The sequence below is a fragment of the Bacillus sp. 3255 genome (assembly GCF_031456485.1).
GTDB lineage: Bacteria > Bacillota > Bacilli > Paenibacillales > NBRC-103111 > Paenibacillus_E.
In genome coordinates, this window is record NZ_JAVDUS010000005.1 from 107,969 (window position 1) to 129,761 (window position 21,793).

Annotated in this window: 19 protein-coding genes; 15 read left to right on the forward strand and 4 right to left on the reverse strand. The window is 54.2% G+C overall.

The genetic code is table 11. The features are described from left to right. The first annotated feature begins 45 nt into the window (after positions 1 to 45). Genes J2X61_RS09235 through J2X61_RS09260 form a run of 6 tightly spaced genes read left to right on the forward strand, consistent with a single transcriptional unit; the run spans position 46 to position 7,848 of the window. Positions 46 to 2,472: a DUF7408 domain-containing protein gene (locus tag J2X61_RS09235; protein ID WP_310187493.1), complete on the forward strand. Its 2,427-nt coding sequence runs from the start codon at positions 46 to 48 to the stop codon at positions 2,470 to 2,472. Further along, complete coding sequence (locus J2X61_RS09240) at positions 2,469 to 3,422, forward strand: ABC transporter ATP-binding protein (protein ID WP_274469352.1); 954 nt, start codon at positions 2,469 to 2,471, stop codon at positions 3,420 to 3,422. Before J2X61_RS09235 ends, J2X61_RS09240 begins: the two co-directional genes overlap by 4 nt. Then, the gene (locus tag J2X61_RS09245) at positions 3,394 to 4,230 is read left to right on the forward strand and encodes an ABC transporter permease (RefSeq protein ID WP_274469350.1); all 837 of its coding nucleotides are present in this window, start codon (positions 3,394 to 3,396) and stop codon (positions 4,228 to 4,230) included. The genes J2X61_RS09240 and J2X61_RS09245 overlap by 29 nt, the downstream gene beginning before the upstream one ends. 25 nt (positions 4,231 to 4,255) lie before the next feature. After that, the gene (locus J2X61_RS09250; protein WP_310187494.1) at positions 4,256 to 5,911 is read left to right on the forward strand and encodes a coiled-coil domain-containing protein; all 1,656 of its coding nucleotides are present in this window, start codon (positions 4,256 to 4,258) and stop codon (positions 5,909 to 5,911) included. A gap of 39 nt (positions 5,912 to 5,950) precedes the next feature. Then, entirely contained in the window at positions 5,951 to 6,940 is a 990-nt protein-coding gene (locus tag J2X61_RS09255; RefSeq protein WP_274470950.1) for an AAA family ATPase, read from the forward strand. After that, positions 6,937 to 7,848: a DUF58 domain-containing protein gene (locus tag J2X61_RS09260; RefSeq protein ID WP_310187496.1), complete on the forward strand. Its 912-nt coding sequence runs from the start codon at positions 6,937 to 6,939 to the stop codon at positions 7,846 to 7,848. Before J2X61_RS09255 ends, J2X61_RS09260 begins: the two co-directional genes overlap by 4 nt. Before the next feature lie 4 nt (positions 7,849 to 7,852). On the opposite strand, the gene J2X61_RS09265 is transcribed toward J2X61_RS09260, so the two are convergent. Then, the gene (locus tag J2X61_RS09265) at positions 7,853 to 9,061 is read right to left on the reverse strand and encodes an MFS transporter (RefSeq protein ID WP_274470952.1); all 1,209 of its coding nucleotides are present in this window, start codon (positions 9,059 to 9,061) and stop codon (positions 7,853 to 7,855) included. A gap of 141 nt (positions 9,062 to 9,202) precedes the next feature. On the opposite strand from J2X61_RS09265, the gene J2X61_RS09270 reads away from it, so the two are divergent. The 8 genes from J2X61_RS09270 (at position 9,203) to J2X61_RS09305 (ending at position 18,093) form a co-directional block, all read left to right on the forward strand. After that, positions 9,203 to 11,185, forward strand: a complete 1,983-nt coding sequence (locus J2X61_RS09270; RefSeq protein ID WP_310187498.1) for a vWA domain-containing protein — start codon at positions 9,203 to 9,205, stop codon at positions 11,183 to 11,185. Beyond that, the gene (locus tag J2X61_RS09275) at positions 11,169 to 14,024 is read left to right on the forward strand and encodes a VWA domain-containing protein (protein ID WP_310187500.1); all 2,856 of its coding nucleotides are present in this window, start codon (positions 11,169 to 11,171) and stop codon (positions 14,022 to 14,024) included. Before J2X61_RS09270 ends, J2X61_RS09275 begins: the two co-directional genes overlap by 17 nt. A gap of 97 nt (positions 14,025 to 14,121) precedes the next feature. Further along, on the forward strand, positions 14,122 to 14,604 hold the full coding sequence (locus tag J2X61_RS09280) for a hypothetical protein (protein WP_274470955.1): 483 nt from the start codon (positions 14,122 to 14,124) through the stop codon (positions 14,602 to 14,604). A gap of 187 nt (positions 14,605 to 14,791) precedes the next feature. Further along, a complete protein-coding gene (gene typA / locus J2X61_RS09285) occupies positions 14,792 to 16,633 on the forward strand; it encodes a translational GTPase TypA (RefSeq protein WP_274470956.1) in 1,842 nt (613 codons plus the stop codon). Positions 16,634 to 16,773: 140 nt separating this feature from the next. Then, on the forward strand, positions 16,774 to 17,055 hold the full coding sequence (locus J2X61_RS09290; protein ID WP_274471652.1) for a YlaH-like family protein: 282 nt from the start codon (positions 16,774 to 16,776) through the stop codon (positions 17,053 to 17,055). Further along, positions 17,052 to 17,489: a hypothetical protein gene (locus J2X61_RS09295; protein WP_310187502.1), complete on the forward strand. Its 438-nt coding sequence runs from the start codon at positions 17,052 to 17,054 to the stop codon at positions 17,487 to 17,489. The genes J2X61_RS09290 and J2X61_RS09295 overlap by 4 nt, the downstream gene beginning before the upstream one ends. Positions 17,490 to 17,492: 3 nt before the next feature. Then, positions 17,493 to 17,774, forward strand: a complete 282-nt coding sequence (locus tag J2X61_RS09300; RefSeq protein ID WP_274470958.1) for a hypothetical protein — start codon at positions 17,493 to 17,495, stop codon at positions 17,772 to 17,774. 175 nt (positions 17,775 to 17,949) lie between these two features. Then, a complete protein-coding gene (locus J2X61_RS09305) occupies positions 17,950 to 18,093 on the forward strand; it encodes a hypothetical protein (protein WP_274470960.1) in 144 nt (47 codons plus the stop codon). Between the two features lie 42 nt (positions 18,094 to 18,135). Here J2X61_RS09305 and J2X61_RS09310 read toward each other — a convergent pair whose 3' ends face one another. Beyond that, a complete protein-coding gene (locus J2X61_RS09310) occupies positions 18,136 to 18,666 on the reverse strand; it encodes a YhcN/YlaJ family sporulation lipoprotein (RefSeq protein WP_310187505.1) in 531 nt (176 codons plus the stop codon). 132 nt (positions 18,667 to 18,798) lie between these two features. Here J2X61_RS09310 and J2X61_RS09315 point away from each other — a divergent pair, with 132 nt between their 5' ends. Further along, positions 18,799 to 20,130, forward strand: a complete 1,332-nt coding sequence (locus tag J2X61_RS09315; protein WP_274470963.1) for a PhoH family protein — start codon at positions 18,799 to 18,801, stop codon at positions 20,128 to 20,130. Positions 20,131 to 20,178: 48 nt separating this feature from the next. On the opposite strand, the gene J2X61_RS09320 is transcribed toward J2X61_RS09315, so the two are convergent. Together J2X61_RS09320 and J2X61_RS09325 are read right to left on the reverse strand one after the other, a co-directional pair. Next, positions 20,179 to 20,667: a hypothetical protein gene (locus J2X61_RS09320; protein ID WP_310187508.1), complete on the reverse strand. Its 489-nt coding sequence runs from the start codon at positions 20,665 to 20,667 to the stop codon at positions 20,179 to 20,181. Between the two features lie 36 nt (positions 20,668 to 20,703). Beyond that, on the reverse strand, positions 20,704 to 21,792 hold the full coding sequence (locus J2X61_RS09325) for a hypothetical protein (RefSeq protein ID WP_310187510.1): 1,089 nt from the start codon (positions 21,790 to 21,792) through the stop codon (positions 20,704 to 20,706). Position 21,793 lies beyond the last annotated feature (1 nt).

Here is a 21,793-nt window from a genome sequence, read left to right on the forward strand (position 1 = left end):
GTCGTCTATCTATGAGATAGGTATGATGAGAAGGGAGTTACCCAAGTGAATGCCAGATTGTTAAACAAGCGCGCAATGCGTATGACCTGCTTCATCGGCAGTATTTTACTGGCTCTATGGATGCAAGGGGCCGGCTTTTGGGCGAATTCCGCTCAAGCGGAAACGGCGGTTCCTGTGCAAATCGAATCCCAAGTCGGATTCGGCGCGACGAACGTCAAGCAAGGCCGCTGGACGCCCGTCACGTTGACCCTGACCAATCAAGGCGCCGATGTGGCAGGGGATGTGGTCGTGCAGATTGCCAACCCGAACCGGAGTAAGGATTTCACGTATGTGCAGCATGTCGAGCTTCCGAGAGGGAGTACGAAAGCGGTTACGATGCTCTTGCCAGGTTATGCGTATACCAAAAGCAATAATACAATCGCATTTTATGAGAAATCACAAAATAACGGCAAGAAAATACCGCTGGAAGGCCGAACGTATTTGGAAGCCTTTAATTTGCCGAAGGAAACGATGCAGGTAGGCGTGCTGGCCAGGGATGTGGATACGCTGAATTTCCTTACGCTGCTGAATCAGTCCGGGGTGAAAGTGAACGTGCTCCATCTGAAGCAACCGGATATCCCGAAGGCGTCGCTGGGACTCGACGGCATCGACGTGCTGGTGCTGAACGATTTTGCTTCGGATACATTAGCTTCTGAGCAAGTGCAGGCGATCCGGCAGTGGACGAGATCAGGCGGTACGCTTCTTCTGTCCGGCGGCGCAGGCTACACGAAGACATCGGGCCCTTTCGCGGAGGCGTCCCCCATTACATATGAAGGCACGACATCGGTCACCAAGCTGACAGAGCTTGAGAAGGCGGGGGAGAAGGAGCTGGTTCTCGCCCAACCGTTTACGCTATCGAGCGGGAAACCGGTTAAGGGAGCGGAAACGGTATACGCTGAGGGGGAGATTCCCGTTGTTGCAAGAGCTCCTTACGGTAACGGGTTCGTCGTTTATGCGGCCTATGATTTATCCCTTAACCCGCTGGCTTCGTGGAACGGGAATCAGCGGCTCTGGGAGAAGGTTCTGCAAGGGCCGATTCAATCGGCTAATGCGCTAAGTACGAACCAGATGAAATTCGGCAATAACGCTTTCTGGGAAATGGACAGGGCTTTGGACTATTTCCCTTCCATACAGCCTCCCAAGCTGCCGATGCTGGCTCTCGTCCTATTGTTGTACGCCTTAATCGCAGCTCCCGTGCTCTACATCGTTTTGGCGCGTTTGGACCGGCGGGAGTGGGCTTGGTTTATCATTCCGGTCATCGCGCTTGTAACCAGTGCCGGCATTTTTCAATTCGGTGCCACGAACCGGGGCAGCATGATGGGACAGACACTGTCTGCCGTAACGCTGAACGGATCCGGGGGAGGGGCGAAGACGACGTGGATGTCGATATTTCTGCCTAAGGGCGGCGATTTGGAACTGAAGTTGGCGGGGAAGCCCGCTATCTCGCCACTCCTGCAAAGCGACATCTATCCCGGTCTGCTGCTTCATGAAGGCAGCGAGATGGCGATCAGACAAGAGCCGGAGGCAGCTGTCGTGAGGCTTCAGGATATTCCTTATTCATCGATCAGCAAACTGCTCATGAAGGAAGATCAGCTTCCTTCATTCGGCAAGCTGGATTACCGCATCACGGAGCTAACGGCCCAAAGTGCGAAAGGTCAAATTATAAATAACACGGCGAAAGAGTTAACGGATGTCGCTGTCATAATGAATCAAACGTACATTCAGGTCGGCTCCATCCCGCCGGGCGGATCGGCGAGCTTCGATACGAATATCGGTATAGGGAACATGAACGGGCCCGATATCGCGCAAATTGCTTTTCCGTACGGAGCGAATAACGGGGTGGATGCCGGTTTGCAGCAGCGCGCTATGCTGGCAACCTATTTGAATGAGAAAGTCAACTTCTCCGGAAGCTTCACGCCGATGATCATCGGATGGGCGAAAGAACAATCCGGCATCTCTTTAGCATCCTCAGGCACGATCCCGACGGATCAGCTGACACTTGTCGCTCAAGAAATGAAGATCGATTATGTGACGCCGGAAGGCAAGATCATGATTCCAAGCTCGGCGATCGTCCCGAATCTGACCGAAAACCATATGAAGATGAGCGCGGTACAATTCCAAAACGGTCCCTTCATGCAGTTGGGCAGCGGCGATCTGACTCTGGAATATCCATTGCCTGCCATTGCGGGAGCTGCCTATCAAACGATGACGCTCAGCGGCGATCCGAATCCCGATGTGACGACGGAGCTGTGGAATGCAAATACGCAGGCTTGGGAGCCCGTGACCTTAAAATCCATACAGACCTGGGAGGGAGCCGCTCTGCAGCCATATTTGACAGCAGGCCATTCGATTCGATTGAAAGTAACGACCATGCAAAATAACACCATGTTCCGCATCCCCGCCATCTCGCTGGAAGGAGCTGTACGGCGATGATTTCTATTACGGAGCTAACGAAAACATACGGCAACTTTACGGCGCTTGATTCATTGACGATGGAGATTGCCAAAGGAACGGTGTTTGGCTTCGTCGGTCCTAACGGGGCAGGCAAGTCGACGACGATGTCTATTTTGGCGACACTGCTGAGCCCGACGTCCGGCACAGCCAGAGTAGGCGGATTTGATGTAACCGAGAAGCCGAAAGAGGTTCGCAAATTAATCGGCTATATGCCGGACTTCTTCGGTGTGTATGATAATTTCAAAACAACCGAATACCTGGATTTCTACGGGGCCAGCTACGGGATTCCCCGGGCCGAACGGATGAAGCTGATCCCGCAGCTGCTTGATCTGGTCAATTTGACCGAGAAGGCTGATTTCTACGTGGACTCGTTATCCCGTGGCATGAAGCAGCGGCTTTGCTTGGCCAGATGTCTGGTTCACGAGCCGGAAGTGCTCATTCTGGATGAGCCGGCATCCGGATTGGATCCGAGGGCGCGTATCGAAATGAGAGAGATTTTGAAAGAGCTGAAGGCAATGGGCAAAACGATCATTATCTCTTCACATATATTGCCGGAGCTCGCTGAGATGGTTGATGAGATCGGAGTCATTGAATATGGGAAGCTGATCGCCAAAGGGCGGGTATCCGACATTCAAAGCCGCATGAAAGCAAACCGTGTGCTCCAGATTCGGATGGTTGGCGGGGCGGAGGAAGCATTGGCATATTTGAGAGAGCAGCCGCATGTTACGATGGTGCTGCACGATGAGAAAGGGCTGCATGTCCACTTTGGCGGTACGGACGAGGACCAAGCCGGCCTCCTCGCCCGGTTGGTGGAGAGAGGCTTTCCGCTCCTTTCCTTCAGCGAAGCTTTGACGAATCTGGAAGACGTGTTCCTGGAAATCACCAAAGGAGGCGGCGCACATGATGAAGGTCAAGTTAAACTGGATTAATCCCGTGTTGGAGAAAGAGTTTCGCTTGCGTATGCGAACCATACGTTCTCCGCTATCGATTCTGGCATACTTGCTTGCGATCGGGCTTATCGCGCTCGGCTTCGCTTATATCAATATGAACCATCAGCAGGCAGGGGTGCTGAGCAGCGCCAGAAGCAGCGAATTGTTTTATTTTCTTAGCGGCACTCAACTCGTACTGATCGCCTTCATGACGCCGGGGCTGACAGCCGGCGTCATTAGCGGCGAGCGGGAGAAGCAGACCCTGAACATGCTGCTGACAACGCAGCAAAGCTCGGGGACGATTATTCTCAGCAAGCTGTTTGCGGCGCTTAGTTTTATGGTTTTGACCGTAGTGGCGACAATGCCGCTTTATAGCATCGTTTTCCTCTACGGGGGCGTATCGCCGGCGCAAGTAGCCGCCGTATTCGCTTTTTACTTATTTGTTATGGTGCTCTTTGGGGCTGTCGGCATTTTCTTCTCGACGATATTAAAGAAAACCGTCATTTCCGTTATTGCGACTTACGGTTTTGTTTTGTTTATTTTTGGATTTACGGCTTTGGCCGGCATGTTTTTTGCGAATATCGGGCGCACAGGGTTAAATGAGCAAATCTTAGGTTATTTTCTAAGCTTCAACCCGATGGCTGTGCTCATATCGCTAATGGTTCCCGATTTCGCCAAGGAATTGTTCAAGGGGCATACCTATTTGCAAATGTGGCATATTTTCGCAGGTGTATACCTGCTGCTTTCAATCGTGCTTATCTGGCTCAGCGTCAGATATTTGCGGCCAATCCTGAGAAGAAAGAAATAAGGGTTCAGAAAAGAGCGTGGTGAGAATGAAATTCACATCTCTGGAAGAACTGCTGCTTCCTGTCAGACGGCGTCTGCTGCAAGTGAAAGGGCTGCAATTCACCGTACGGGGTGTAACGATCGGCTTATTCGCAGGCTGCTTGTGGATGGGGCTTGCGCGCCTCTTGCCGCTCAGCGGATACCGGCTTGCAGCATTCATCAGCATGCTGGCGGCTGTCATCGCCTCCGGCATCTGGCTTTACGTACGCCGGCCAAGCATGGCGGATGCAGGATATGCGCTGGATCGCTGCGGTTTGGAAGACAGGATGACGACGGCCCTCAAGTATCAGGAGGTCAACACACTGATGGCAGTCCTGCAGAGGCAGGATGCGATGGAGAAAGGCACTCCGATTGTAGAGTCGCAGCTGAAGCAAGTGATTAAGCTGCATGTACCCATGAAATGGCTGCTGACGCTTGCGGGTATGGCAGCCTTGTTATTGATCTTGGTCATGCTGCCGAATCCGCAGGACGCGGTGCTGCAGCGAGAGGAACAAGACCGGGCTTGGGTGGAGCAGCAGAAGAAACAGGCGGCAGCGTTAGCCGCCCAGCTGGAAGCGAAGCCCTCGCCGCTGCCGGCGATGCAGCAGATCACCGATGACTTGAAAGAGTTAGAGCGCCGGTTGGGTCAGACGCCAACCACTGCCAAAGCGTTGGAGGAGCTGGCCAAAACGCTGAAAAACATGGAAGACCGTTTAGGCGAGCTGGCCAAGCAGCAGCAGCGCGCCGACCAGTGGGCGGAGTCGATGCAGCGCACGCAGGAGCTGCGGGAGCTTGGCAAAGCGGTTGCGCAGCGGAGCCCCGAGAGCATACAGCGCGAAGCGTCTAAACTTGCTGAGCAGGTGCAGAAGATGACGCCCGAGCAGAAGCAGCAGCTCGCCAGTGAGCTGGAGCGGCTTGCGGCGTCGGCGGCCGCGGCATCGCCTGAGGCGGAGCAGCAGCTTCGCGAGCAGCTGGCGCAAGCGGCAAGCGCTCTGCGCGCCGGCGACAATGCCGCTGCGCAGCTGAGCCGCCTGCAGGCGGGCCTGGCAGGGGCGAGCGCAGCGCAGGAAGCGCTCGCGGCGCAGCAGGCCGAGGCCGCCCAAGCGGCGGCCAGCCTCGCCGCCGGTGCGCTGCCTGAGGCGCGCGAGCTCGCCGCTAGCGGCGCCGCGCCGGGGCAGGCGTGGGCACCCGGGGGCCGCGCGGAGCAGCTGGCCGCCGCAGGCAGCCCTGCGCCGGGCGCGAGCGCACCGACGGCCGGACAAAGCGCCGCAGGCCCGGGTGCCGGAGCAGCCGCCGGAGCAGCCGCAGGCGCTGGCGCCGGTGCGGGCGCCGCGCCGGGGACCGGCAGCGCACCCGGGGCCGGCAGCGGAGCCGGCGGCACGCAGGGCGGGACGGGCGCCGGCTCGCGCGGCCTGGTGACGACGCCGCGCGAACGGTCCGGCACCGGCGGCACATACGCCGACGGGGGCCCGACGCGCGGCAGCGGCGGCGAAGTGAGCCAAGGCGGCTCTGCGCCCGCTCTGGACGGGGCATCGCGGCCGTACGAGGACGTCTACGCCGATTATGCAGCGGAGGCGTCGAGCGCCTTGAACCGCTCGGAGCTGCCGCAGCATATGCAAAATTTGGTGCGGGACTATTTCCTCGAAATTCAACCGCAGCGTTAGACAGAAAGGTTAGAGGATACTGGAGGGAGAGCGGAACGGATGGTCGAATCGAAGGAGCAATTGGAAGCGTGGGGTGCGGCGGTTGCCCGCATGAAAGAACAAATCGGACGCGTCATCGTCGGTCAGGAAGAAGTTGTCGAGCAGCTGCTCTGGTGCATCTTTGCCGGAGGTCACGCGCTGCTTGAAGGCATCCCCGGGCTCGGCAAGACAATGCTCGTCAAAACGATCGCGGATACGGTCGACCTCAGCTTCGCCCGCATTCAGTTCACGCCGGACTTGATGCCGGCCGATATTACGGGCACGAATGTCATTCAATTCGGAGCGCAGGGCGAAACTTCGTATAAATTTCAAAAAGGTCCTCTATTCGGCCATCTTGTGCTGGCCGATGAGATCAACCGGGCTACGCCGAAAACACAGAGCGCCCTGCTGGAAGCGATGCAGGAGAAAACCGTAACGGTTGGCACGGAAACCTACTCGCTGCCTTCGCCTTTCTTCGTGCTGGCAACGCAGAATCCGTTGGAACAGGAGGGGACGTACCCGCTGCCGGAAGCGCAGCTGGACCGGTTTTTGCTCAAAATTCACGTTACCTATCCGACGAAGCAGGAGCTGAAAGAAATCGTGCTGCGCACGACCTCCGCACAGACCCTCCAAGCGGATAAGGTGGCGGACGGGGAATTGATCCTGCACATTCAGCAGGGGCTGAAGCATATTCTTGTGGCCGAAGATGTTCTGGACCATGCGGTCGAGCTGCTGCTGAGCACTCATCCCGATGAGCCGGCGGCGCCCGAAGATGTTAAGCGGTACGTCCGTTTCGGTGCGGGGCCTCGCGGCGTGCAAGCGATGATCGCCGTGGCCAAAGTAAGAGCCTTCCTGGCAGGCAGGTTTCATGTGTCCAGGCAGGATCTTCATGCGGCAGCCGTCCCGGCGCTGAGGCACCGCTTGTTTCTGAACTTCGAAGGCCAGGCGATGGGCATATCGCCGGATGCGATTATCGCTTCGGTCATTCGATCGATGGAGCAGAACCGATGAACGGCGGCAACGATTTGCTTGAGCCTGCGCTGATGCGGCGCCTGGATCATCTGGCTATTGCAGCCAAGAACCGGATCAGGGGCACGATGCAGGGAAGAAGGAGGTCGAAGGATATGGGGTCGTCGCTGGAATTCGCCGATTACCGGTTGTACACGCCTGGCGACGATACGCGCCAATTGGATTGGCATGCTTACGGACGGACGGGCAAGCCGTTCATTAAGCTCTTTATGGATGAACAGGAGCTGCAGGTTAACCTGTGGCTGGATGCCTCCGAATCGATGAACTTCGGCGGCCGGGCGATGGATCGTGCACGTGCCGGCACGAAGTGGGACTATGCTTTGCAATTAGCTGCGGGCATCGGTTACTTATCGCTGGGGCGGTATGACCGGGTTAGCGCAGGTGCATTTGCGACAGTCATGACGAAGCAGTTGAGGCCTCTCCGCGGCAAAGGGTCTGCTCTACGGCTGTTTGAATTTTTGGGCAGTTGTTCAGCGCAAGGCCCGGGAGATATCGGTGCGGTGTTCCGGAATGGTGCCGTTCTGCCGCGCCAGCCCGGGATGACCTGGCTATTCTCGGATTTTTTGTACGAGGACGGGGTGGAAGAAGCCTTGAAATATTTGCTGGCTGCGAAACAGGAAGTGGTTGTTGTGCAGGTGCTCGCCCGCGAAGAGCTAAGTCCCGGTCTCTCCGGAGAGCTGCGGCTCATTGACAGCGAATCCGGGGAGGCGAGGGAAGTGGCCATGAGCGGCAAAGTGCTGCAGGCGTACAGCGAAGCCGCCCAAGCGTATATTCAATCCTTAAGAGCATTCTGCCATGGGCGCGGTATCACCTATTTGCTTGCCGTCACGGATGTGCCTGTCAGTGATTTCCTGCTTGGGGAGCTTCGCCGCAGCGGATTGGTCCGCTAAAGTTTCACCGCTGCGGAAGAGGCATGCTGCGCTGCGCTTGCCAGAAGCTCCAACCGTAAATGATCAGGAAGATGACGATGAGTACAGTCGAGCAGCGGTACATAAGCGCATAGCTGCCCGTGATGTTAGCGAATGCTCCTAACACCATGGCGCCAAGTCCGATGCCAAGATCGTTGGCGGAGAAGAAAGTGCCGCTAGCGGCACCGCGCCGGTCCGGCGCTGCACGCGCGATGGTCCAAGCCTGCAAGGCCGGCTGCAAGGAACCGAAGCCTACGCCGTAGCACAGCGCGGCGATGGCGAGACTCAATTCCGAATGCGCGTAGGAGAGGAGCAGCAGTCCGCTGATAGTGAACAAAGCTCCCAGCAGCAGTACCCACACGGGACCTTTGCGATCGAAGAGCACCCCGGTTATCGGTCTCACGATCAACACCATAGCGGCATTACATAGGAAAAACCAGCCGACATTCGAAATGCCGGCTTCATGACCATAAAGCGTGATGAAGGTCACGATGCCTCCATAGCAGATGGCGGTGAACAGCAGCATAACCGAAGGGAGAATGGCAGACCGCTCCCACAAACGGTCGATAAGCTTCGGACGTTGTGCCTGTTTACGGGGAGACACGGGCTTCTCATAGGAAATAAACAGTGAGCTGAACAAAGAAAGAAGTGCCAGCAACGTGGAAATTAGCAGCACGCGATGGAAGCTGAAGGTTTGCATCAGCCATAATCCCGTCAGCGGGGCCAGCGCCATGGCAAACGTATTGGAGAGGCCGTAATAGCCCATGCCTTCGCCTCTTCGTTCAGGCGGAATGATGTCTGCGATGACCGTCCCTAAGGATGTGGTCGACATTCCCCATCCGATGCCATGGACGAAGCGGGCGGCTAAGATAAGCGCCACAACGGCCATATATGAATAACCGGCGATCGTCAGCGTACAGATGGCGAGACCGACAAGCAGTACATGTTTGCGTCCCAGCAAATCCAGCGCCCTTCCGGCAAACGGCCGGGTGATGAGCGATGATATCGTGAAAATGCCAATCACTAGCCCTACCTGCATATCGTTTCCACCTAATTGCGCTACGTGCGTAGGGATCGTCGGGATCAGCATTTGGAAGCTGAAAAAGAGCAGCAAATTCGATAGCGAAGTGATGAGAAAAGCTTTGGTCCAAAGCGGCTTACGCTTTTTTCTTTCATTTAGAGATAAAGATTCCATGGTACCTCCCTAGTTGGACATAGGCAAACCTGTTAGACAGGGGAAAACGGAATGACACGACTGTTTCGTAGTATGTCCAATGTCAAACAGCCTGACGCATGTTCACTGCGAACGATTAACGCTACGGAAAGGTGAGCAATTATGCAATTCGCAACGTTAAGCGGCCTATGGTTCGCGCTTGCAATCCCGATCATCATCCTGCTGTATCTGCTCAAAAGGCGGTATGCCGATACGGAAGTCTCCAGCCATATGCTTTGGCGGCGCGTGCTTCGCGAACAGGAAGCCACCCGTCCGTGGCAGCGTCTCCGCCGCCAAGCGCTGCTGTTCCTTCAGCTGCTTGCCGCAGCGCTGCTCGTCGTGGCGTTGATGCAGCCGTTCGTTCGGGGCCAACAGACGGCGAAGGCTCATATTTTTTTCGTTATTGACGCTTCGGCCAGCATGCAGGCGGTAACCGAACAAGGATCGACTCGGCTGGAGCAAGCGAAGCGGCATCTGATGGCCTATGTTCGCAATGAAGCCAGTCATCGGATGTATTCCTTGCTCGTCATGAAAGATCAACCGGAGTTGCTGGTACAAAGGGAAACGGATGTATCTGCACTTCAATCGGCGCTTGATAAAGTAACGCCTTTCTATGGCAGATCCAATGTCCAGGAATCCCTGTCCTTAGCCTCAGCCCTGACGCGAGAGGACCCTGACGGCGAGGTGCGCATTTATACGGACGCCCAGTGGGCGGAGCAGCCGGAAGAGCTGGTATTTTCAGTTCCGTTTCAGGTGGTTGGTCTGCAGGAGTTCCAAGCCGATCAGGTGCGGGAAGAAGAGGCGCCGATCAATGTATCGATTGCCCAGTTCGGGGTTAAAAGTGCCGACGCGGATACCCATCGGGCGGTTGCCGTTCTGAAAAATTGGGGAAATCGCAGCACGGACATCGAACTCCGTCTTTACGGCGATTCGCAGGTCCTTCGCTCCGGCGCCTACAAGCTGCAAGCGGGAGAGCAGCATACGGTCTTTTTCGACAAGCTGGCTTATGCCGGCCGCTATCGGCTTGAACTCGGAACAACCGATGCCTTGCAAGCTGACAACGCCGCAAACGCTTTTCCCGAAGGGACGGGGCGAACGCAAATTACCTATGTAGGCGAAGGCAATCTGTTTTTGCAGAAAGCGCTTCTTTTGGCGAAAACCGATGTCCTGCAAATTCAACGAAGCGATGACGGTACGTATCCGGTGCCAACCGTCCCCCCTGACATCATCGTGCTGGACGGAATTGACGATTCGGCGCTGCAATCGCCGTCATGGAAGAAACTTCTGGCATCAAAGCCTCTGTGGAGGTTTGCTTCTTCCGCCCAGGCAACTTCGAATCTAGCTTCCGAACGAAAGTTCGAGATTGCGGACCATCCTGTTACACGTTATATCTCCATGCAAGACGTTACCTTGGCACATGCGTACAATCGGAAACTTGCACCTTGGGAGAAAGTGCTTGTTTCCGCTGCGGGGATTCCGCTTATTGCGGCAGGCACCGAAGACGGCGTGGCAAGGATTTCGTTTGCTTTTCCGTTGGCGCAGTCAGACTTGGCTCTCCGCTCAGAGTTTCCTATTCTCGTGCAAAATACAATCACATGGTTGAATCAACAGCATGGGGGTCAGTTGGGCCGGGTCGTGGCAGGTGAACGCATCGATGTTAATTTCCATCCGCAGGCTGTGAAAGCGACTTGGACGCCGGAAACGGATGTCGCTGGTACAAACGCTGGAACTAATGCTGGAGGAACTAACGCTGGCACTAACGTCGGCGCTGGCGCCCCCGCAGAGCAGGCGGAGCTTCTGAATCATAGCTTGGCTGCGAGGCAGCCTGTACCGAAGCTTCCGGGTCTATATACTTTGAAGGAATATGACGAGTCAGGCAATCAAGTTCAGGAGAGACAGCTGGAAGTCGTCATGGACGCAAGAGAATCGAATGTGAACGGGAAGGCGGAGCTTAAGCTCCGCTATGCAGGTGAAGCGGAGGATCATCACCGGCCGGACGGTGCGGATACGACAGGAGCCTCTTCTCTCGTTCCATGGATCGTTGTTGCGCTGCTGTTGCTGTTAACCGTGGAATGGGAGGTGTACCGGCGTGGGTATTCAGCTTGATCACCCATCCATCTTATTCATGCTCTTGATGCTCCCAGTCTATATATGGTGGTTATGGCGCAGTGTTAACCGGCTGCAAGGCATGAGGAAAAAACTCGTCATCACGCTTCGCACCGGAGTACTGCTGCTTCTTGTATTGGCGCTCTCCGGTGCGCAGCTGTATACGAGCTTGCATCACAAGAACGTCGTCTTTGCTGCCGACCTCTCGGACAGCGTGAAGCAGGAAACGGCGGGAGCGCAGTGGATACGCGACGCCGTGAGAGGGCGCACGTCCGCAGAAGACGAGGCTGGGGTTATCTCGATGGCGCTGCAGGCTTCCGTTGAGAAGCCGCTGGATGCAAGAGACACGGACAGCTTCCAATTCGCCTCTCCGCCGCAGCCGCAATTCTCCAATATTGCGTCCGGTTTGCAGCTCGCCTCCGGTCTTCTTGCCCAAAGGAGCGGGCGTATTGTTCTCATGTCGGACGGCGAAGAGAATGTGGGGGACCTGCTGCGCCAGGGCAGGCTGCTGCGCGATCGCGGAATTGCGGTTGACGTTCTCCCGCTGGCGGGTCAAGAACGCAAGGATGCGGCAATCGCGTCTGTGTCGGTGCCGGAGAAGCTGTTTCAAGCGGAAGCTTATACGGCCGAGGTTGCCATACGTTCCACGACCTCGGGACCTGCGGCGCTTCGCGTGTTTGAAGACAATCAAGAGATCAGCTCGCGATCGGTTCAGCTGAATAAAGGGGAGAATCGCTTCGCTTTGCAGCTTCTTGCCAAAGAGCCGGGCTTCCACCGCTACCGGGCCGAAGTGTATATGGAAGGCGATGAGCTTTCGGCCAACAATACGCACTACGCTTTCAGCCGAGTAGAAGGTCCTCCGAAGGTGCTCATCGTTGAAGGGAAGTCCGGGACTTCCCCTAACCTTGAGGGAGCGCTGCAAGCTTCGCTCACTCCATACGAAACCGTACAGCCGGAGCTGCTTTCCAACGATTTTATGACGTACACCGGCTATGAAAGCATTATTCTGAACAATGTAGCGGCTACGCAGCTGCCGCAGCTCAAAATGGAGATGATCGAGACAGCCGTTCGTGATTATGGCGTCGGGCTCGTGATGTTCGGAGGCGACAACAGCTATGGGCTTGGCGGTTATTTCAAAACGCCGATCGAGCGCGCGCTGCCGGTGTATATGGATTTGCGGGGGAAACGGGAAATTCCTTCGCTCGGCATCGTGCTTGTGATCGATAAGTCCGGCAGCATGTCAGGCGATAAAATGATGCTGGCCCAAGAAGCGGCGTCCCGTACGGTCGATCTGCTCAGAGAGAAGGATACGCTGGGCGTTCTGGGGTTTGATTCTTCGCCCCAATGGTATGTGGAGCCGCAGAAGCTCAGTCGGAAGCAAGACGTCATCGCCAAGATCAATTCGATACCGGCAGACGGCGGAACGGAAATCTATACGGCGGTGGAAGAGGCTTATGCCAAGCTGTCCAAGGTGGATGCGCAGCGGAAGCATATGATTTTGCTGACGGACGGCCAATCCGCGACAACGCAAAGCTACGAGGCATTAGCGGAGCGCATGCAAAAAGATAACATCACGATGTCCACGGTCGCGATCGGTACGGATGCGGACCAGGCTCTGCTTAGCCGTATCGCGGAGCTGGCGAAGGGCAGGTATTATGCCGCCGTCGATCAAACGACGATTCCGGCGATTTTCAGCCGCGAAGCCGTACTGATCTCTCGAACGTACGTCGTCAATCAACCTTTCGTGCCAGCCATCACCGGCGGTGCGGATTGGTCCCCTCTGCTGGCCGGCGGCCTGCCTGAGCTGCAGGGGTATATCGCCACCACGCCCAAAGAAGCCGCCGAGGTGGTGCTGTCGAGTCCGGAGCCTGACCCCGTGCTTGCACGGTGGCAGTACGGTTCGGGCCGGTCAGTTGCCTGGACGAGCGACGTGACCGGCGCCTGGAGCGGCAATTGGGTGGGATGGCCGGCATTTGCTCCCCTGTTAACGGGAATGATCAAGTGGACGTTCCCGCAATTTCAAGCATCGCCGCTGGAACTTAACGGACATCTTGACGGCAGCCAGATGATGTTGGAAGCCAAGATCGGCCAGCTGGCGATGGACCAATCGGGCGGTAGCGGCGAGCTTCGGGCGACGGTGACGGATGAATCGTTAGGCACGCGGGAGATTGCCTTTACGTCGACGGCGCCTGGAGATTATTCAGCACAGCTATCTGTGGATAAGTCTGGCGTCTATTTGGCCAAAACCGAGCTGCTGGCCGGAGGCGAAGCCGAAGGGAGTTCGAAGCGCGTCATCGGCACTTCGACGACGGGGTTCGTGATCCCGTATTCGCCGGAATACCGGATCACGGACGGCTCCGGGCTCAGCAAGCTGCAGCAGCTCGCTGAGCTTACCGGCGGCCGGATGCTTTCGCTGGAGCATCCGGAAGATGTCTTCGCTTTCGCTTCCGCCGGGCAGAAGCGATACACCCCCATCAGCCATTACTTGCTGATGGCTGCTCTCGCGCTGCTGCTGCTGGACATTGCAGCGCGCCGCGTGCCTCTGCCGCCCGGCCTGCGGGCGGCAAGGTTCCGGCAGGCCCCTGACCACGCAGGGGGCCTGGCTGCTCCGGAGACGCCGCTGGGGCGTCTCCGGGAGCGCAAGCAGCTTGCGGAGCACAAGCTGCAGCGTAAGCGCGCGGCGGCGGAGGCTCCGCCGACTGCTGCGCCGGCTGCGAAGCCTGCGCCCTCAGGCACAGCGCCGGATGTGCCCGCGCCGCCTGGCGCTGAGCCGCCGTCCGCGCCGCCGCCGGACAGCATGAGCCGTTTGCTTGAGGCCAAACGGCGGGGACGCAAGTAGCGGGAAGGCTAGCAATTTGAGGCCAGGTGCGATACACTCTATGTTGAATGGTGTCGAACCGGACGCCGCGCTGATCATTGAATAGGAGGGAATTCGCATGGCTCGTAACAGCTATTCCATCGGCATCCTGTTAATTGGCCTGGCCGTATTGCTGCTGCTCGGTAAACTAGGCGTTTTTCATTTTCTTTTCTCATTTTTCTGGCCGATCTTTGTCCTCGGTCCGGGCTTGCTGTTTCACATTTTGTACTTTAACCGCACGTGGCCGGCAGGCGTCCTTGTCCCGGGAGGTATCCTTACGACGTACGGTTTGATGTTTTTTTTCTGCAACATATTTGGCTGGGGATCGATGGCGTACATCTGGCCGGGCTTCATTCTCGGCGTAGCCGTCGGGTTATACGAGCTTCATTTATTTGACAGGGGGAGCGACAGAGGCGTATGGATTGCCGCTCTCGTGCTCGGCATCGTCTCCGCCGTCCTGTTCGGGATCACGCTGCTTGTTCAGCTCGGGATCTATGTAATCGCTTTGCTCCTTGTGGCAGCCGGACTTCTTATGATTTTTCGCAGGCGCAGCGGATGGTAATGCAAGCGTTACGCTGGAAAGAAATGGCCCGGCCGCTTGTTAAAGTTTTATGTTGCCGTTCATTTTTCTTGCATAATGTCGAGAAACTGCGTATAATAAACATAAATGTCAAGCGTCGGCGCTTTTGTCCGACGCTTCTTTTATGAACAGAGACGAAAATTATAGGGTAGAGAGGGTTTGACAATTCATGCAGGCAAGAGACAAGATCCGCAATATTGCAATTATCGCTCACGTTGACCACGGCAAAACCACACTCGTAGATAAATTACTTCAACAGTCCGGCACATTCCGTGAGAACGAAGCGGTCCAAGAAAGAGCGATGGACTCCAACGATCTCGAGAGAGAGCGCGGTATCACCATTCTTGCGAAAAATACGGCGATTAATTATAAAGACTTCTTAATTAATATCGTAGATACACCAGGACACGCCGACTTCGGCGGTGAAGTGGAACGGATCATGAAGATGGTTGACGGTGTTCTGCTCGTTGTCGACGCCTTCGAAGGCACCATGCCGCAAACGAAGTTCGTGCTTCGCAAAGCACTGGAAAGCAATCTGTCGCCTGTCGTCGTTGTCAACAAAATCGACCGTCCTAACGCCCGTCCGGCTGAGGTGGTAGATGAAGTGCTGGACTTGTTCATTGAGCTTGGAGCTACAGACGAGCAGCTTGACTTCCACGTCGTGTACGCATCCGCTTTGCAAGGAACATCCAGCTTGGATCCGGATAAACAAGATTCGAACATGGAAGCTATCTATGAGACGATCGTAAGCCACATTCCTGCACCGACGGAAGATGTGGACCAACCGCTGCAATTCCTTGTTACTTTGATGGATTACAATGAATACCTGGGCCGTATCGGCGTTGGACGCGTTAACCGCGGTAAAATTCGCCAAGGTCAATCGGTTGCCGTCATGACGCGCGAAGGCGGTATGAAGCAAGCTCGTATCGAGAAGCTTTTCGGCTTCAACGGCTTGAAGCGCATTGAGATCGAAGAAGCGGCTGCAGGGGATATTATCGCGATCGCAGGTATCAAAGACATCAACATCGGCGAAACAGTGGCGGATCCGGCGAATCCGGAAGCTTTGCCTGTACTCAAAATCGATGAGCCGACGCTCCAAATGACGTTCGTTGTCAACAACTCTCCATTCGCAGGCCGCGAAGGCAAATGGGTAACTTCCCGTAAAATTCGCGAACGCTTGTACAAAGAGCTGGAAACCGACGTGAGCTTGCGTGTCGAAGATACAGACAGTCCGGATGCGTTCATCGTTTCCGGCCGCGGTGAGCTTCACTTGGGCATTCTGATCGAGAACATGCGCCGTGAAGGCTTCGAGCTTCAAGTGTCCAAACCGGAAGTCATCATCCGTCAAATCGATGGCCAGAAGATGGAGCCTATCGAGCGTCTGATCATCGACGTTCCGGAAGACAGCATGGGTTCCGTTATGGAGAGCTTAGGTTCCCGCAAAGCGGAAATGGTCAACATGATCAATAATGGCAGCGGCAACGTTCGTCTGGAGTTCTTGATCCCGGCTCGCGGTCTGATCGGTTACAGAACGAACTTCTTGACATTGACGCGCGGCTACGGAATTATGAATCATGCGTTCGACAGCTATGGCCCTTACCAAGGCGCTAATGTCGGCGGACGTCATGAAGGCGTGCTTGTATCCAGCGAAACAGGCGTCTCCACGCTGTACGGTATTCTTTCTGTCGAAGACCGCGGGATCCTGTTCGTACACCCGCAAACAGAAGTTTACGAAGGTATGATCGTCGGCGAGCATACGCGCGATAACGATATCATCGTTAACATCTGCAAAGAGAAAGCGGTCAACAACATCCGCTCCGCGAACAAAGAAGAAACCGTCAAAATGAAGACTCCACGCATTTTCTCCTTGGAGCAGGCGCTTGAGTACTTGAACGATGACGAGTATTGCGAAATTACGCCAAAATCGGTTCGAATTCGTAAGAAAATCTTGAACAAAAGCGAACGTGAGCGTGCAGAGAAACAACGTAAAATGGCAGAGGCGAACGCATAATTCACAAAGTTTTCTTAATAAGGGAAATGTTAGCCGATCGGCTGCATTTCCCTTTATTTATTTGCTTAATTGAGCGATAATGAGAGAATGAGCGTTGATCTTATTTAAAAAGTGAAATGGAGTGCATCCTGTTGACAGCTTTGAACGAATGGTTTGGCAATCACATTTATATGACTTACTTGATGATTTTTGTCTTCATGTCTTATGTATATAATAAGGTTTTTCGTACGCGTAAACTGCCCATCCTCAAGACAGCCGTCGTCTATGTGCTTATGGCCATCGGTTCGGTGATGCTGCTTGTATTCCAAGTGGCAGGTCTGCCGATCGTGCTGTGTCTGGCTGTAGCCATTTCTTTGATGTTTCTCGTACGCATCCGTTATTTCATCGAGAAGCGCAGCGGCACGAGGAGCACGCCTGAATGACAAGCTATTGGTTGACGCCGGTCGTAAGCGGCTCGCCGCTTGTGCTTGGAGCGGAACGCATCCGATGTACACCGCAAGCAGCGCTGGATTCGCTTCGCGAGCTGGCCGGCCGGAAGCATCCGCGGCTGTTGCCCCTATTCAAAGCCAGCTTATTGCTGAGCGATGACGAGGAGCTTTGCGGCTCTGAAGTCATGGACTTGGATTTATCGATATCCGAAGCGATTGTCTTCGACGGGGCCCCCTTCCATCTGTCCCATTGCGGAGAGGCCTTTCTGGATCATCTGCTTTCACGGGAGCAAGCGCTGCAGCTTGTGAGTGAATGGGAGTTAAACACGGAGGAAGAAGGCAGCGTTCATTACCGTTCGTGGATACGGGAGTGGCGGCGTTGGCTGGCTGCCGGTTATGATGTTATTTTACTCAGGGAGGATGGCTAGGATATGAATCTTCAAGACACATTTTTTAACTGGCTGCAAATGCACATTGTCCAAGAAGGCAGGCCGGATGATGAAGCTGCCAAAGAAACATTGGATTTCTTCGCGATGATTCTCCGTGAGGATCATGGCGTCGGCCACATGGAGCTTGTGAATGAAAGTGATCCGATGAAAATTCATATTTCCTATGAACGAGAAGGAACCCAGAGTGTTGTCAGCTTTGACCGCGAAGCTGCGGAGAAGCTGCTCGAAGACATCCGGGCTAATCCTGTTTACAATAACCAATAGGCTCATTTAGGACATATCTTGAATTATCCGACGTACAATAAGGTATATCTGGGTGATAAAGGAGTGTTCGCATGAGTTGAAAATAGATACATAAAGGTGGAACGCTTGCCACCGGCTATGCTATACTGTTAGTGTAAGGATCGTTTTCATCCACCTTGTAGGAGGCGCAGACGATATGGCGGTACACTTCCCAGCTTTACCGGAGCAAATGATTGACCGCGCCCTGACGATGACAACAGTTGAATATGCGAAAACTTGTGCAAGCCGTGAGTGTGCCAAGCCGCCCGGCCAAGTTTTTGATGTCATAAAAAAAGCCTAGATCTGCTTCGAGCAGTCAGGCTTTTTGTTGTCTTCCGCCAAATTATTGAGGGGGAGCTGCATGCCCGGCATGGTTCGCGTCATGAGCTCCAGTCGTGTCCTGAGGGTTGCGAATGTCACGTGGCAGCTGCGGCATAGCCCGGCCCATGATATCCGCCATTTGTTCAGCAAACCCGGTAATCGGCCTTCCTGCTCTCATATTATCCCGAATGTTGCGCAGTCGTTGATCCAGGTCGAGATCGGCGGTCACGATGGCATTCACTCCGTATGGATCCTTTTTGAGGGCTTCCGCGACCGAATATTTGACGGTTCCTACTTTAGCCCGGTCCATATCTTTGCGGAGATTGATGCCGACAACGGCCGTATTGCCGAACACGACGCAGTGCGCACTCTCCACTTGCGGGATCGAGGTGGCTAAGCTTTCCAAATGTTCAGCAACAGCTTTGGAATCTTTTATTTCCAGCTTTTGCGGAGCGATTTGTTGAACTCTTACTTGCTTTTGATTTGTATCTTGAGAGGGGGCACCACTTTTCGGCGCTTGACTACAGCCAGTCGCGAGGGTCAGTACCAACAAAAATACGCACAATAGTCTCACTAGAATCGATCCTTTCCTTGAATCTCGCGTTTAGTTTATCCGTTACTAACAGGTTGTATGTATGGAAATATAACCACTGATCTAACGCCAAATCTGGGAGGGGACACACCAATGAAAAAAATTTACGTGTTGGATACCAATGTGCTGCTTCATGACCCTAATGCATTATTTTCATTCGAAGATAATGAAGTAGTCATACCCGCCGTGGTGTTGGAGGAAATCGATTCGAAGAAACGGAATGCGGACGAAATCGGCCGTAACGCTAGGCATGTTTCGCGATTATTGGATGGTTTGAGGACCAAAGGAACCTTATCCGACGGCATCACGCTTGAGCGTGGGGGCAGCATCAAAGTGGAGCTTAACCATCGCAGTTTTGCTAAGCTGCAGGATACTTTTTCCGAATTGACGAACGATAACCGCATCTTGGCTGTTGCGTTGAATTATCATCTGGAAGAACAGGCGAATGATTTCCCGAGACCGGTCGTTATCGTAAGCAAGGATACGCTCGTTCGGATTAAGGCCGATGTGCTCGGCATCACTGCCCAAGATTATTTAACTGACCGCATCGTAGCACAAACGGATATGTACACGGGCTATATTACGCTGTATGTGCATCCGTCCGTGATCGATGAATTTTACTCCTATCGTTTCTTAACCGTGACATCGCTGAATTTATCGTATATGCTGCACCCTCATGAATTCGTTATTCTGCGGGATGAACTCGGTTCATCCAAATCGGCACTGTTGAAAGTGACGCCGGACGCCAAGAAGCTGGAACCGCTCTTCCTAAGCAACGATCCCATCTGGGGAATTGCCGCGCGGAATGCGCAGCAGCGCATGGCTCTGGAGCTTCTGCTCAACGACGAGATCCCGCTCGTCACCCTGACTGGGAAAGCGGGTACCGGCAAGACGCTGCTCACGTTAGCCGCGGGACTGATGAAGATCGAAGACGACCGGAAATATAAGAAGCTGCTGATTGCGCGGCCTGTCGTTCCTATGGGCAAAGATATCGGTTACTTGCCAGGCGAAAAAGAGGAAAAGCTGCGTCCGTGGATGCAGCCGATCTATGATAATTTGGAATATTTGTTCGATACGAAGAAGCCGGGCGACATCGAGAAAGTGCTTGCCGGTCTGGGCAGCATTCAGGTTGAAGCGCTCACGTATATTCGCGGACGGTCCATCCCGGGGCAGTTCATTATCATCGACGAAGCCCAGAACTTATCCAAGCACGAGATCAAGACGATCGTTTCCCGTGTAGGGGAAGGAAGTAAAATCGTACTGCTCGGCGATCCCGATCAAATCGACCACCCGTATCTTGATGCTTCAAGCAACGGTTTGACATATGTGGTGGAACGATTCAAGCAGGAGAATATCAGCGGGCACATCACCTTGGAACGAGGTGAACGATCACATCTCGCCCAGCTTGCTGCGGATTTGCTTTAGACAACAACAAACCCTCACTCCCAGACAGGGAATGAGGGTTTTCTTGGCTTAACGGAGGAATTCGATACGTACGCGGTACGCCTTGGCGATCCCCTGCATCAGCTCTTCGAGCTGACGGTCGACGACGTAAATATCTTGGCCCCCATCCTTATAAATGGCGAGAAGATGCTCCTCCATTTGTAGGGAGGCCATATCGACGTCATCTTGCTTACTATCCTCGGTAAAGTGGAAGGAGGCGACGATTTTATCGTACAAATAGTGATGTTCGGAACGGCTAGTAAAGCCATAATCGCCGAAAAGATCGGTTAATTCAGCATTCTCGGGCAGCAAGACCAGCTCCATCCGATCCGTTGGGATGTTGAACTTAGCCATGACGTCCAAGAGGGCGGTATGCTGCTCCTCGCTGCTGACAATGAGCATTTCTTTGTCTCGGTCGAACAGGTCAACCTTTCCTGCCAGTGCTTTCACGATTTGTGCATAGAAGCCCGGCAGTTTGCCTTCGGGTATATCCATGAGCAATCCAATTTTGTGTTCCATTTGAGTTCCTCGCTTCTTGAAATCGTCCTTGTCAGTTTACAAGGATATTTTGAGTTTCACAACAGCTGAGCCGTTTTTGGTTTCTACGCTAATGACATCGAGATAGGAGACGATTTTCTTCGGTATGAAGCCAAGCTGAAATTCTTTGGCGAAATCCTCGATCGTCGTATCCGGGAGCTCGAAGCCGTTGAATTCCAGTTTATCCACGGAGAAGCGTACTTCATTCATCTGGGGATTCTCCTTGAGCAGGAAACGGCCTTCGATGGCGACTTGTACGGAATCTTTCTGGCCTTTGGCCAAGATCGCGCCATCGGCAAATTGGAAATTCAAATTTTTCAATTGTTCGTTTTGGGCATGTAAGTAAGTATTGAAATCCGTATCGCTGATCGTGATGACCGGATTCTGGATGGATGATAAGTCCATGAATTTCTTATCTTGGGTTACATACTGCGGGAGCTCGCGGAAAGCGGCGGATAGGTTTTTCAAATATTCACGGAATAATGGAATGCCCTCTAATTTCCACTGCTCATTCAAGGACTTGATCTGATCTTGGATGGCTTGTGCTTGCGCGCTTACGGCGAGCTGTTTGTCCAATTCTTCCTGCAGCTTTACGAGTCTTTCGCGCTGCGCGAGATATTTCTCTTTGGTCTGTTGAAGCTCTTGGCGAGAGGTTTGGAGCTCTGTTTGCAACGTTTTTAATTTATTGAAAGATTCTATGAATGCAGATACTGCGCGCTGATCGTTCGACAAGATCATTTGCAAATATTCGAACATTCGCAATGCGTCGGCAAAGGAATTTACGGAAAACAGCAGCATCCAGATGGAGTCCCGGTCACCGGTATAGTAAGCTCTGATCACTTGGCCTGCGTGCTTTCGTGTGCTGTCTACATGGACGCTATGCGCTGTGATGTTGAGCTCGTTCTGTTTGATTTGCTCTACGAGCGTTGCATCTTGCTCATTCAGCCGGCTGAGTTCTTTATCAATCTCATAAATGGTAAGCCCTTTCTGCACGAGTCCCTTGGCTTCATCGGTTCCCGTTTCGACAGCGAATGCCGTGCCCAATGGGGCCGTCAGTTGCGCAAGGAGCAGCAGGCTCATCAACACAGCTATGTATGTACGTTTCATT